Source organism: Alteribacillus bidgolensis (assembly GCF_002886255.1).
Classification (GTDB): domain Bacteria; phylum Bacillota; class Bacilli; order Bacillales; family Marinococcaceae; genus Alteribacillus; species Alteribacillus bidgolensis.
The window spans coordinates 2755737-2768468 of record NZ_KZ614149.1; the positions used below are offsets into that span (position 1 = coordinate 2755737).

The 12732-nt window shown below is 40.1% G+C and carries 12 protein-coding genes; 4 read left to right on the forward strand and 8 right to left on the reverse strand.

The annotated features are described in order from the left end of the window. Positions 1 to 149: 149 nt before the first annotated feature. Positions 150 to 1403, forward strand: coding sequence for a YheC/YheD family protein (locus CEF16_RS13725; protein WP_091583449.1), 1254 nt, complete (start codon positions 150 to 152; stop codon positions 1401 to 1403). Between the two features lie 35 nt (positions 1404 to 1438). Further along, positions 1439 to 2494: a YheC/YheD family protein gene (locus tag CEF16_RS13730; protein WP_091583447.1), complete on the forward strand. Its 1056-nt coding sequence runs from the start codon at positions 1439 to 1441 to the stop codon at positions 2492 to 2494. Between the two features lie 453 nt (positions 2495 to 2947). On the opposite strand, the gene CEF16_RS13740 is transcribed toward CEF16_RS13730, so the two are convergent. From CEF16_RS13740 to CEF16_RS13770, 7 genes are all read right to left on the reverse strand, one after another. Beyond that, on the reverse strand, positions 2948 to 4129 hold the full coding sequence (locus CEF16_RS13740) for a pyridoxal phosphate-dependent aminotransferase (protein WP_091583441.1): 1182 nt from the start codon (positions 4127 to 4129) through the stop codon (positions 2948 to 2950). A 128-nt stretch (positions 4130 to 4257) separates the two neighbouring features. Beyond that, complete coding sequence (locus tag CEF16_RS13745) at positions 4258 to 5037, reverse strand: SGNH/GDSL hydrolase family protein (protein WP_091583439.1); 780 nt, start codon at positions 5035 to 5037, stop codon at positions 4258 to 4260. A 387-nt stretch (positions 5038 to 5424) separates the two neighbouring features. Further along, the gene (locus CEF16_RS13750; RefSeq protein ID WP_091583436.1) at positions 5425 to 5865 is read right to left on the reverse strand and encodes a hypothetical protein; all 441 of its coding nucleotides are present in this window, start codon (positions 5863 to 5865) and stop codon (positions 5425 to 5427) included. Continuing rightward, a complete protein-coding gene (locus CEF16_RS13755) occupies positions 5855 to 6313 on the reverse strand; it encodes a DUF2243 domain-containing protein (protein WP_245917872.1) in 459 nt (152 codons plus the stop codon). The genes CEF16_RS13750 and CEF16_RS13755 overlap by 11 nt, the downstream gene beginning before the upstream one ends. Before the next feature lie 143 nt (positions 6314 to 6456). Further along, a complete protein-coding gene (locus CEF16_RS13760) occupies positions 6457 to 7398 on the reverse strand; it encodes a C40 family peptidase (RefSeq protein WP_091583430.1) in 942 nt (313 codons plus the stop codon). A gap of 739 nt (positions 7399 to 8137) precedes the next feature. Then, entirely contained in the window at positions 8138 to 8773 is a 636-nt protein-coding gene (locus tag CEF16_RS13765) for a hypothetical protein (protein WP_091583428.1), read from the reverse strand. Between the two features lie 130 nt (positions 8774 to 8903). Then, the gene (locus CEF16_RS13770; protein WP_091583425.1) at positions 8904 to 9827 is read right to left on the reverse strand and encodes an ROK family protein; all 924 of its coding nucleotides are present in this window, start codon (positions 9825 to 9827) and stop codon (positions 8904 to 8906) included. A gap of 258 nt (positions 9828 to 10085) precedes the next feature. Here CEF16_RS13770 and CEF16_RS13775 point away from each other — a divergent pair, with 258 nt between their 5' ends. Both CEF16_RS13775 and CEF16_RS13780 read left to right on the forward strand, forming a co-directional pair. Continuing rightward, a complete protein-coding gene (locus tag CEF16_RS13775; protein WP_091583423.1) occupies positions 10086 to 11129 on the forward strand; it encodes a M14 family zinc carboxypeptidase in 1044 nt (347 codons plus the stop codon). 17 nt (positions 11130 to 11146) lie between these two features. Further along, a complete protein-coding gene (locus CEF16_RS13780; RefSeq protein ID WP_091583420.1) occupies positions 11147 to 12340 on the forward strand; it encodes a M14 family zinc carboxypeptidase in 1194 nt (397 codons plus the stop codon). Between the two features lie 176 nt (positions 12341 to 12516). Here CEF16_RS13780 and CEF16_RS13785 read toward each other — a convergent pair whose 3' ends face one another. After that, positions 12517 to 12711, reverse strand: a complete 195-nt coding sequence (locus CEF16_RS13785) for a hypothetical protein (protein ID WP_091583418.1) — start codon at positions 12709 to 12711, stop codon at positions 12517 to 12519. Positions 12712 to 12732 lie beyond the last annotated feature (21 nt).

Genomic DNA, 12732 nt, shown 5'->3' on the forward strand with positions numbered 1-12732 from the left:
GTATCCCGGAACCTTTGAACAAAAATGTTTCCGGGATTTTTTGCTTTTTCTGGGGAAAATGGGTGTTTGCCCCCCTATAAGAATCCATCCATGAAACGTCTAACCGGCATAGGATATTTAAGTCTAATGCAAAGGGGTGAATATAAAATATGGATGTGGATGAAAACAAACATTCAGGAGGAGAAGAACCTTTGAATAATACTATCACTACACTGCAGCGTGCTCTTAGAAGCAGTAACTTAGAGGATGCAAAAAAATTAGCTGTTAAAAAAGAAACGGCAAAGAACAATGACCATTTTGGGGTTTTGGTGTCCCCTAAAAACTTTAAAGCTCTATCAGAACAAAAGCCTCATTTTCGCACAAAAAAATTAATTAAAATTAATCATAAAGATGCTCGTTTCAAATTGTATTTTTTCTCTGTTAATTCGATTGATATACAAAATCAACTTATTACAGGGATATATTATGACATTTCCGATGGTAAATGGAAAAAAGACATTTACCCTTATCCAAATTTCCTTTATCGACGAGGCGGTGTCTCTAAAAAATATAAAAGACGTTACCGTTCCTTTGTTCATCAATGCAAGAAAAAGGATACGTGTTTCTTAAACCCATCTTCCTTAGGAAACTGGGAGGTGTACAACTATTTTAATAGGATTGGGTCCTTGAAAAAATATTTACAAGAAACAATTTTATATAAGGAACCCGATGATTTATTTAACATGCTCGAAAAACACCGGATTGTCTATTTAAAAGGAATGACCGGCAGAAAAGCAAAAAATGTCACCCGGATTGAACAGACATCAGATCAACGTTACAGATTCAGGTATTACAATGCTTCCGATAAAAAAGTTCAAACGATCACCTTTAAAAAACAAGAAGAAATGCTCTCTTTTATTAGTAATTTTTACAAAGGGAAACAGTTTATGATTCAAAAAGCGATTGATCTGCTAGAGATTAATAATAGACGGATCGATTTACGCGCAGAACTGCAAAGAACGAGTACAGGGTCCATTTCCATTTGCGGAATCAGTGCCAGGTTAGGCAGAGCAAAATCCCCTGTCACCACTCATGCAGATGCCATTAACATGGATGGTTTGTTTAAGTTTCTAAAATTGTCGCCTGCCGAAGAAGCAAGATTGGTAATTAAAATGGAAAACTTTTTATACAAAGTTTACCGAGAAACGGAAAATAAATATGGCACCTTCGCCGAAATGGGCATAGACTTTGCGCTCGACCAAGACCTTAATATTAAGTTTATTGAGTGTAACAGCCAAAGTGCGAAAGTGTCCTTATACAAAGCACATGGTGACAAAGCATTAGAGCAGTCTTTAATCAATGTATTATTATATGCGAAATCGATTCAAAGAGAAAAAAGAGCAAAAATGAAAAAGGCAAACTAGCCGATTTTTCACTATGATTTGAAAGGAGGAAATCTATGATAGGAATTATTTTACCAACTCGTGTGATGAAGCAGCTTATGCGAGGTGAAGAGCTTCATCCCACGGTACAATATTATAAAAAACTTTCCCGAAATAATAACGTTGACATTTGTTTTTATGCGATGAAAAAACTATCTCTGAAAACCAAAGACGTAATGGGCTGGGTGTATTACCATGCAGAAAACAAACTCGTTAGGAAGAAATTCGCTGTTCCAAAAGTGAACGTATACCGAGTTGGATCTTATTTAAGAAATAAAAAGTCTATTAAAAAAATAAAGCAGTTGAGGAAAAAAGAGGGCATCATGTTTTTTCACGCAGTCACCAATTACGAACGAAGCAAATATAAAGTCTATCAATATTTAGCATCAAACCCAAAAACCGCCCCATTCTTACCAGAAACTTCCATGCTGTCGTATTCAACCATGGTAAAAATGATTGACCGCTACAACAAGCTCTATATTAAACCGATCCGCAGCTCTAGAGGAAAAAACATTTATGTTTTGAAGAAAACAAAACAAGGCTTTACCATGACGCACGTCGCGAATTTTAAAGAGAAAAACGTAAAAATGGCCAGAGGCGAATTATATGACTTCTATCAAAAGACGTTTACCTCTCCTGAAAAGTTTCTCGTACAGGAAGGTATTGTTTCCGACGAATATAAAGGGAAAAAGTTTGACTTCAGAGTATCCCCGCAAAAAAATAAGAATGGCAAATGGCAGATAACTGGAATGATTGCCAGAGTGGCCAAAAAATGTGACAACATTACTAACCTTGATCAAGGCGGGCGTGTCAAATATAAGTTAAAACATTTAACCACTAAGGAAGGACGCAGGAACATTAAAAAAGCAGCCCTTCGGATAGCGAAGACGATCGAAGCCAAATTTCCTCAAGTGATTGATTTAGGACTGGATATGGCCGTTGATAAACAAGGAAATGCCTGGCTGATCGAGGCAAACTTCCGGCCCTACCGGCGCAGGATCAACATTAGGCATACCCGTATTCCTTTTGAATATGCGGTATGGTACCTTAAACAGCAAACAGCAGCAACGTAAAAGTGTGTGGGGCCTGACCCGGACGGGGGCCAGACCCCATACATTTTATTAACCGGTTTGGTTTTTGGGTTTGTGCAGCGTTTTGTCGCTGATTTGCATGGTTTCTGTTTCGGTATGAGCCATTTTTTTGGAGTTATGGGCATTTTCTCTTCCTTTATGTATCACGGGGCTGGAGCGGGAGGCGGTATGGGCCGTCCCTCATTGATTTGCATGGTTCCAACCTTGTTATGAGCCGCTTTTTGGAGTTATGAGCACTCTCCTTCTTTTTTGCCAAGCGGGGTCTAGCCCTCCATAATTAAAGCAGCCTAAATGGGAGCTGCTTTTTTTATTTATATTTTCGCTCCACCTTTATCGTCGATGTGATTCTCTTATCAGCGAAAACTTTGTCACTTACGAGCGAAAAATGTCCCGATTCAAGCAATTTCAGCCAAACTATCAGCGAAAATAGAGTGTTTACCCTTTTCGAAAGAGCGGCAACTGTGCTATACGCTCACCTACTTCGCACAGTCTTTTTTCTGAATCAAGCAGTCCGACACGGACGTAGCCTTCCCCGTGTTCGCCAAATCCTCTACCGGGTGCTGTCGCCACATGCGCTTGTTCTAGCAGCAGATCTGAAAATTGTTCGGATGTATAACCATCGGGAACCGGAAGCCAGGCAAAGAAAGTACCTTTGGGAGCTTTTATATCCCAGCCGATGGAACGTATTTTTTCAACAAATGCATTTCGTCTGGATTCGTATGTATCGACTAGTTGCCGGACAGGTTCCTGGTCGGCGGTCAGAGCATGGACAGCTGCTTCTTGAATGGCTCCAAATAAGCTGACATATAAATGATCTTGAATTAAATTAATAGCTTCTATTACAGATGAATTTCCAACAGCCATGCCTGTACGCCAACCGGCCATGTTGTATGTTTTCGACAGAGTGTACATTTCCACGCCAATATCCTTTGCTCCGTTTGATTGGAGAAAGCTCTGCGGCTTTGTCCCATCATAACCGATTGCACCGTACGCAAAATCATGCACCACACATATGTTGTGCCGTTTTGCCAGATCTACTGTTTTATCGAAAAAAGCCTTATCTGCTGTTGCAGCAGTTGGATTGTTCGGATAATTTAAAAATAATAGTTTCGCTTTTTTTAGTATTTTTTGGGGAATAATCGTATAATCCGGCAAAAACTGATTTTTCTCAAGCAGCGGCATGGTTTCTATGCTGGCGTTTGCTAGAGCAGTGCCGGATAAGTAATCAGGATAGCCTGGGTCTGGAAGGAGAGCTGTGTCTCCTTCATTTAAAAGGCACTGACTTATCTCAACCAAACCTGTTTTTGCACCAAACAAGATTGCTACTTCTGTCTCCGGATCTAGTTCTACATCATATTCTCTTTTATAAAAATCCGCTGTTGCTTGTTTTAATTCCGAGCGGCCTCTGAATGGAGGATATTTGTGATTTTTCGGATTTTCTGCTGTTTGCTGTAGCATTTTTACAATATGCTGAGGAGTTGGCAGATCAGGATTTCCTTGACCAAGGTTTATGATATCGTGCCCTTGTGCCTTTAACCGTTCTACTTTTTTTACTAAACCGGCAAAAAACTGCTCTGGCAGTCTTTTTAATGCCTTCGATTGCTCAAACTGCACCACGAAACTCTCTCCCTTTTTTAAGTTCTGTTTCTTTCAGTATGCCTATTTCTTGGAGAAATGAAAAGACTAGAAGAGAAAGATGATGGTTCTTTTTGACAAAATACAACTATTTCCCGGGAAATCCCTTGTTATTTCTCTTTATTTTCAGTAGCTTGATTACTAAAATAGTCGAGCAATGCTTCTGCCCATAATTTATTTCCGAGATCATTCGGGTGAATGCCGTCTACATTTAAAGTATCTCCTACAGTGATACTTGTTCTTTCATATATTTTGTCAAAATACGGCCAAAAATCTATATATTCCCAACCATTCTCTTTTATGTGTAATTCAGTTTCTTTCACATACTCTGGGTACGTCATACCATTGTTTGTGTATTTTTCTCCATTTCTTCGTTGGTTGGAAGGCTGAATGATAACGTGAGTTTCCGGCAGTTCTGATTCAAACGTTTCCATAATCGTATCTATATTTTCTTTCGTTGCCCGAATATCTAATCTTGAAAAATCATTTAGGGCTGCTGTTTCAAAGATAATTAAGGTTGGCTCATAAGCTGTGACTTCCTTTGTAATTCCTTCTTCGATAATATTTTTCGTAGAAAACCCATCCAGCCCAAAGTTTTTACTTTCTAGATCAGGGTATTCTTGCTGAAGTACAGAGGTAAATCGCTCTGTCCATCGTTTGTCAGGTACGCTTGCCCCGGTTCCTTCTGTCACACTGCTTCCCACGAAAGCAATCTTTGTATCATTATGGAAACGGCCATCACCTTCGAAAGAAATCTGTTTTTCTTTTATAGGGGTGCCTTCAACAGAGGGACCACTTACGAATTTGTGTTGGTAGTAAACATATCCGCCAGTTAATACTGCTAAGACAGCTGCACCAAGGATAATGATTGTAGACGTTTTTTTCATCATGATTGCTCCTTCTAAAAGAGATCGATTTGCTACGTCCGTTGCTATACCCTTTGGTGTCTTCCATTAATCAGTAAGAATTTTCCTCCATCCTCATCTAACTAACATAATTATAAACATGTTATATTTTATAGTGGTTAGATTTGTGCCTGGCCCTCACACTGTAAATAAAATAATTTGAAGATAGTCATTTACTAGACAGCAAAAAAGCTTCCCTTATTAGAAGCTTTTATCACGTATATGCATGTATTAAGAGTTGCCGTAATAGTAGTAATATTGCTGCTGTAATGCTTTTCGTTGATTTAAAACTGTGCCGAGGATAGCAGCAACGGCTTTTTTCTAGTATTCTTTTGCTTTTAAACCAGCTTGCTTGTCAGTTTGGTAAATCATTTACTCTTTTTCTATTCTTTCTTCATAGAAAATAACTTGCCCATTACGCTGCAGCATTTTATGGTGATTTGTCGTTAGAAAGACTTGTACGACGTCTCCCTTCTCTAACTTGCCTGCATCATGATACGTACTATATATGCGGCTCTTTTTTTCACCATTTACATATAAGTGAGCATGTCCTTCGTAAAAGCTGCCTTTTTCTGATCCTATTTTTTCCGGAGTAAAAGTAAAGTTTTCTACATCTAAGATGAGGAGCCTATGGTTTCTATCATCTTTTCTCAGCTCTCCGTCTATCGCAGGAACTGCTTCCCCATCTGGAACTTCTACAGCTTCATGGGAATGGTCATCAGCGCCGGCATAATGACTGTTTTCATGATGTAAATACACCATCACAGAAACGAACGAAAAAATGACAATAAAACTAATGATTCTATACCTCATATTTGACCCCCGTGTTTCGCCGGATAATATAGCCTATTAAAATTAAAAATATACCGCACGCCAAAAAGGCTACATCATACATGAGAGCATTCGGGTCTCCTGGTTTAACGCGGTGAATTTGAAGGAGATGATGATTAATGAGGCCTTCTACAACATTGAAAATACCCCCGCCTATCAAAAAGAAACCTGCTAATAGACGAATGCCCTTTGAAATATCTGTCGGTTTTCCGCCAAGCCATAATACGATGCCGCCCGCAATTAATGTTATTGTCACAGCTAAATGAAACAAACCGTCACTTATAATTTGCCCTTGCCGGCTGGTTTCCATCACGACACTGTGCCATTGAAGGAGCTGATGAAAAATAACACCGTCTAAAGCACCTAATGTGCCAAATCCCATTAAAAAACTTCCAATAATAATTAATTTTCTTTTCGTATCTATTGTCACGGCAGATTCTCTCCCTTTTCCTAGGTTCATAGTTTAATGTTTTCCTAAAACAGGAAATAAAAAACCTATTTTTTGCCTGAAAGAAAGAGAATTAAAAAGCAGTCCCTGATAATTAATAAGGGACTGCTTGGATATATATTTCGTTAGTTAAGACGACCTGCACCAAGGTAACGCTGCTTCCAATAAGAAGAAGACATGTTTGCAATCGTCACTCCTGTAGAGCTGCCAGCGTGAATAAATTGTCCTCCGCCAAGATAGATTCCAGCATGAGAAGGACCGCTAGTGTATGTTTCAAAGAACACCAGATCTCCAACACGTGGACTCGATACTTTAGAGCTCGCTTTGTAAATAGATGCTACCGTGCGGGGGATGCTTTTTCCTGCTTTGTTAAATACATATTGTAAATACCCGCTGCAGTCGAACCCGCTTGGAGACGTGCCGCCCCAAACATATGGCGATCCTATGTAATGGCGTGCGTTCGATATGAGCTTGTCCGAAAAGCCAGTAGACGAATTGGACGTGGTTTGGCTGCTTGTCGCCGATTTTACGCTCCCACCGTTTAATGCTAAAAACGTTCGTGGGCCGGCTATACCGTCCACATCGATACCGGCGGAACGCTGAAACGAACGAACAGAACTTGCCGTAACTGGTCCAAATACACCGTCAATGCTCCCGCTGTGATGGCCTTTTCTTTTAAGGGTCTGTTGCAGCTGACGAACATCGTTTCCACGTTCTCCTTGGCGAAGCGTTCGTGAAAATGCAGCTTGGTTCGGAGCAGATGCACTCGCGTTAACAGAACTGTTTCTTATCCCCATCGCACCAAATGTTTGAGGCCCGGCAATTCCATCTGTGCCAATGCCTGCGCTGTTTTGATACGAACGAACTGCTTTTGCTGTAACAGGACCAAATATTCCATCAATGGATCCATGCAAGAACCCCTCACCTTTCAGCCATTGTTGTAGTTCGGTCACGTCAGCGTGACGCATTCCTTGTTTTAACGTTTGATCACCCAGAGCGGCGTCAGCCATAGCTGGAGTAAAAAGAACTGTTGCAGTAAGTGCTGTAGATAACAAATATTTTTTCATGATTGCCTGTATCGCCTCTTTCCTGCTGTTTCTCTTAGGTGGGTAGAGTGCCGCATCGAAATTATAGAATGATAGTATTCTCAGATTTTGAGAGCGATCAATCTTTTATCATATATATTAGATATTGTGGAGAAAGGCGAATCATACACCTCCATATAATTTTTCATGCAAGATTTTCCAACATTTTGCACCATCAAATTATATGTCGGGTTTTGTCTGCTATCAATAAATTATCTGCTTTTGTTACGCAACTGTAATGATTGGTGGAAAAGTGTAATACATAATAGAACTTTTCCCCTATTTCTTTTTTAAACGACTAGAGCTTGGATGCACTCGAAAGGTTCTAAGTTGTTCGGTTGAATCAGATTATTGTTCATTTACGTTTTATTTTTGTGTATTTTCTTTAAAAAGCTGTTCACATCATTTGAAGTTTTTCATTACTGAAGGACTTTGGTTCATATGTTTCGTCCTCTTACGTATTTATCCATAAAAGTTATGCATATATGTTTACATAGTGTTCATTTCTTATTCTTTAATTATGGAGTGCCTGGCCCCATATCATGACCCGAATAACTGGCCCGCTCCACTCCTTTGAAAAACTCGGCTTGCCGCCAGGTCCTATGGCGGAAGTCGCAGTTTTGCTTATACTTTGATCCTTTAACAAAGTTAAACTTTCCCAAAGTATAAAAAAGCGTACAAAAAAAGAGCAGTGTTGCAATTTTTACTGCTCTTTTCTTAGCTATAGTTTCAATATTTTCTGTTTTACTATATCCTCAATTACTTCTTCTGTATTTAATGAGTCATTCACATAAAATCTGCTTCTTTGAGGGGGGCTTGGTTTCATTAGAACATCAAGCTTATGGCAATAACGAAAAAGCAAGGTTATAAATTGCCTCAGAGTTGACGATTGATAGGTTGTAAACGTTCGCAAGTCATTCGCAAATGCTTCGTAGAAAGTCTTTGAAGAAAATGGTTCTTTTTCTTTCCAACTTTCTAGATTGTTTAGAAATTTCCGAAAAAGCTCGACACTAACTGCGTAAGTTTGAGGAGGTTTTTTGAATTTCAAAAGATTATCCTCTTCTATGTAGTACAGCATTAAGGCATCCGGTTTACGTTGGTGGTCGTTGATATTGTGGATAGAGGCAGGGTCTGCTGCAGGGGATAACAGATCTTTGGGGCTGTTTTCTGTTTTATCTTGTTGTACGGAAGCACTGACGGACGCAGCACTGGATTGGAAGGGTTCCCCTGCGATAAAAGCTTCGATACGGGCCAATTGTCTCATGTAGGAAACAGCCTGCTCGGCACGGTCGAATTGATGGGTTTCAATCGACGTCTGGAGAATGTCTTGCAATTTTTCATGTAATAGAGAAGACATGTCTGAACTCCCCCTTTCTTATTTGTTACTATTTAATTGTACACAAAAGACCTGGTTATGGCTATCAAAAAATAAAGCGTTTTCTTTTTCTGGTATATCAGCCTTATTGTAAATTGCAAAGCAGTAGGACTTACCTAATTGAACAAGCTGCACCGACTGCTCCTAATTCTGCTTCAAACCGTGCAGGCTTCATCGTTATTCCCTCCGCCATGTAAGACATAGTAAAGCGCTTTACATAGGCTTCTACTTGGCTGAAAAAGTAATCCCCTTTTTGTAAAACCCCTCCGCCAATAACAATTTCTTTTAAAGCCAGTAAATGAATCGAGTTTACAAGAGCTAGTCCAAGGTATCGGGCACCCTCTTTTAAAACGTTCTGGCACCAAACATCTCCCTTTTCGGCAAGCTCTACTATTTCAGGCATTGCCATTTTTTTATACTTTCCTCCCTTCGTACGAACTTTTTCTTCCATAGCTGGACCGGATGCATAATGCTTTAAACATCCATAATTACCGCACGAACAAATTTGGCCCTTTGGATTCACCGTCATGTGACCCAATTCTCCGGCTCCTTGCATGATCTTCTCTTCCATTACTATGCCAGCACCGATGCCCGTTCCAACAGAAACATACATAAAACGATCCCTTTTTCTACTCTTTTTCTGCCATTCTGCCATAGCTGCTGCATCCGTGTCATTGCATAAACGAACTGGCATTTGTAAGGCTTTTTCTACATGCTCCCCGATGGAAAAATCTTTTACACTTAAGCTTTGAGCATAGCGAATGGTTCGCGTCCTTGGATCGATGATTCCGGCAGAGGCAATCCCAATCTCAATCGGGGTCCGATCTTCTTTTTCCGCCCTTATTATTAAATCCTGAACGATTGTGCTGATCGTTTGTAAAATCTCTTTTTCCGGATGTTCCTTTTTTGCAAAAGTGGGAAGTTGTCTGGTTGCAACTGCATGTCCGTCATCGTCCACCAAAGCACCAAGAATTTTCGTGCCGCCTAAATCAATGCCTATTCGAAGCGTTTTCCCATTAAATTCTCGTCTTTTCATCCCTTTGTCCTCACTTCATCTATATCTCTACTAGCAATATAACATACTTACTTTTTTTCAGCCTTATATATTTCTCCTTACGAAAATTTCCTAATACGAAAGTTATGTTTATCGCTTTAATTATAAAATATTTGTCTGTCTTTTGTATTATTTTCCATTTTCAAGATAAGTCCTTTTGTCGGTTTTTCCATTTTTACCAGGAATTAGAAAATAATAAGTTGAATGATAAAACAGCTCTTACAAAAGGAGGAATTGTTTATGTCAAAAAAGAGTTTTTTTTCCAGAATAACTGCTGTAACTACTGCAGTTCTCTTCGTGTTACCGTTTGCTGCATCGAACGTACAAGCAGTGGGAGAAGGACCAAATCTATCAGGCAATGAAAAAATTTTAAATGAACGCCTCACCAGCTATGAAGACATGAAAACAGAGCTAAAGAGATATGACAGCCAGTCGGAATTACTTGAAGTTGAGGTGTTTGGCCAATCCGTCCAAGGCCGCGACCTTCACCTAGTTTCTTTTGGAGAAAATGCTGATAATCCTGTCATTTTATTTTTAACACAACAACACGGAAATGAAGCGATGATTACAGAAGGTGCGCTTGAGTTGGTGAAAAAGTTAAGCACCAATAGCGAACAGGTCAAAGAGTGGGCTGAAGAAGTCAACGTTTTAATTGTTCCACGTCTCAACGTAGATGGCGCCGAGGGTGATGTAAATTTTGACATTTCTAATTATGTTGGCGGTGGTCAATCCACTCGATATAATGCAAACGAAGCAGATTTAAATCGAGATCATAATACACTGGCGGAACCCGAAACTCGTGCTTTTCATGAAGAGGTGCTGCAGCAATACAACATTGATTATTTGATTGATTTTCACCATCAGGACACCCAAAGTGCGATAGACGATGAATATGTTTCCGGTTCGATGCTGTACCCGACTAACTCTGGTGTGGATGAAGAGGTACGAAAAATGTCTAAACAGCTAGGCTCTGTTGTTTATGATGCCGTAGAGTCTAAAGGTTATGGATTAATCGGAAAATACAACGGCGGAACTGCCAACACAATCGCTCGAAACGGTCTGGCCCATGAATATGATATTGCTACCCTTTTGTTTGAAATGCGCGGAATGACAGATCATGAATATGAAAGTTACGTACTCGGCCAAAAAAGCAACGGATACCTTATCCAACAAGCTAAAACCGCAATGGAAGCTGCAATTACCGCCATTGCTGATGGGAATATAGAAGAAGCTGACATCACATTCTGGGATGAACTGCCGACACAAGGCTATAAAACAGAATGATGAAAAGGATGAGATAGATGAAAAAATGGAAAAGCATATCGTGTATGTGTATGCTAGCTGGCGCTCTTGTTTTTCAACCATTAGCAGTGAGTGCTGATCAACCGGAAAACTCTCCCGGCACGCCAGATCAGCAAAACTATAAGATTAAAGGATTTGTTGATTATGAAGAACTGGAACAAAGGCTGGAAAAAATCGAACAAACGAGCAATGGACGTGTCGACGTTGAGGTCATCGGCCAATCCAACCAAGGCCGTGATATATACAGTGCCCGTATTGGAGACGGAGATAAAGTGGTGTTGATAGAAAGTGAAATTCACGGAAATGAAAAAACCGGAACAGACGCCCTTCTTCATATTCTTCAATATTTAGGATCAAGCAATTCCACACATGCTGAAAAGATTCGAGAAGAACTCACTTTCGTTGCTGTACCAAAAATGAATCCAGATGCTTCCGAATTAGATCGCCGCGGAAATGAGCGTTCCTGGGAGGAAGTTGTGGCTGATTTCCCTCAGCTTGAAGGAGCTGTTCCATCGTGGAATTACTATAATAGAAGCTTGCAGGGAGACGACTACAGCGACAACCCCGGCTTCGATGTAAACCGTGACTTTCATCCAGATTTGCAGTATGAACCTCAGCCTGAAGATTTCCCAGGGAGTTCGAGTGAACCCGGCTGGTATATCCATCCAGAATCTCAAACGATACGTGATCTATACATCGATCTACAAGATGAATTCGGCAGCGTAGATACATTCATCGACCTTCACCATCAGGGCCCGCATTATAAAGTCGGCGAGACTAATAAAGATGTAACCATGTCAATCTCTGCTCAATTTGTTCCTAATCCAAACAGTGAAGATGGGGCGAAATACAGCAGCTATGCAGACAATTACAACTACGATTTTTCCCGTCAATTAAACGTAGCCATCTATAATAAACTGCAGCAAGGAAACTCTCCTTTTAACAATATCACTCTATACTCACAAGGGCTTGACCTGCCGGGGACTGCGCTCGGAAGCTTTGCTTTAAACGGAAGCGGCACTGTTTTATTTGAAGTAAGAGGACAAACACACAGCTTCGGACAGAAAAAACGAGGACAGCTTGTTAAAACAGTCGAAACCGGTCTTTACGCTGTACTTGAAGGAATGGCTGATGGAAGTGTTTATGAACAGGACCCAGAACGTTATGAGGATATCCCGCTTACCAACCGTTAGAATGTAAATCAATGGTGGTAATAAATAGAGAGGCCGTTTCCCTTAGAAATGGAGCGGCCCCTCCCTTTTTAACAACTGAGTTACTACCCGTATAAGACTGTCAGGTTCAGAATTTATGATTTGGGTGAGAACATATGTAAACATACATTTCAATCCTGATAAAAAATCTACCTCTCCTATAAAGGGTAGAGTTTTTCGTCATAACAATGGCGGCACTTTTTATACTTTTTTTCCTCTACTAATTTATTTACATAATTCTCATCGTGAGTCCCTTCCCTTTTTTCAAGAGGTGTAGTGTTGAGACCGCAGGCATACCCTGCATAGGGGGTGCGGTGTATTTGCGACGTCGTATGATCAATGAGATATTTCAAGTTGAATTCCCCCTTTTAAAT

Coding starts and splice junctions, on each gene's coding strand:
- CEF16_RS13725 (WP_091583449.1), top strand. CDS start 150: ATGGATGTGGATGAAAACAAACATTCAGGAGGAGAAGAACCTTTGAAT.
- CEF16_RS13775 (WP_091583423.1), top strand. CDS start 10,086: ATGTCAAAAAAGAGTTTTTTTTCCAGAATAACTGCTGTAACTACTGCA.
- CEF16_RS13760 (WP_091583430.1), bottom strand. CDS start 7,398: ATGAAAAAATATTTGTTATCTACAGCACTTACTGCAACAGTTCTTTTT.
- CEF16_RS13765 (WP_091583428.1), bottom strand. CDS start 8,773: ATGTCTTCTCTATTACATGAAAAATTGCAAGACATTCTCCAGACGTCG.
- CEF16_RS13750 (WP_091583436.1), bottom strand. CDS start 5,865: ATGAGGTATAGAATCATTAGTTTTATTGTCATTTTTTCGTTCGTTTCT.
- CEF16_RS13780 (WP_091583420.1), top strand. CDS start 11,147: ATGAAAAAATGGAAAAGCATATCGTGTATGTGTATGCTAGCTGGCGCT.
- CEF16_RS13770 (WP_091583425.1), bottom strand. CDS start 9,827: ATGAAAAGACGAGAATTTAATGGGAAAACGCTTCGAATAGGCATTGAT.
- CEF16_RS13745 (WP_091583439.1), bottom strand. CDS start 5,037: ATGATGAAAAAAACGTCTACAATCATTATCCTTGGTGCAGCTGTCTTA.
- CEF16_RS13730 (WP_091583447.1), top strand. CDS start 1,439: ATGATAGGAATTATTTTACCAACTCGTGTGATGAAGCAGCTTATGCGA.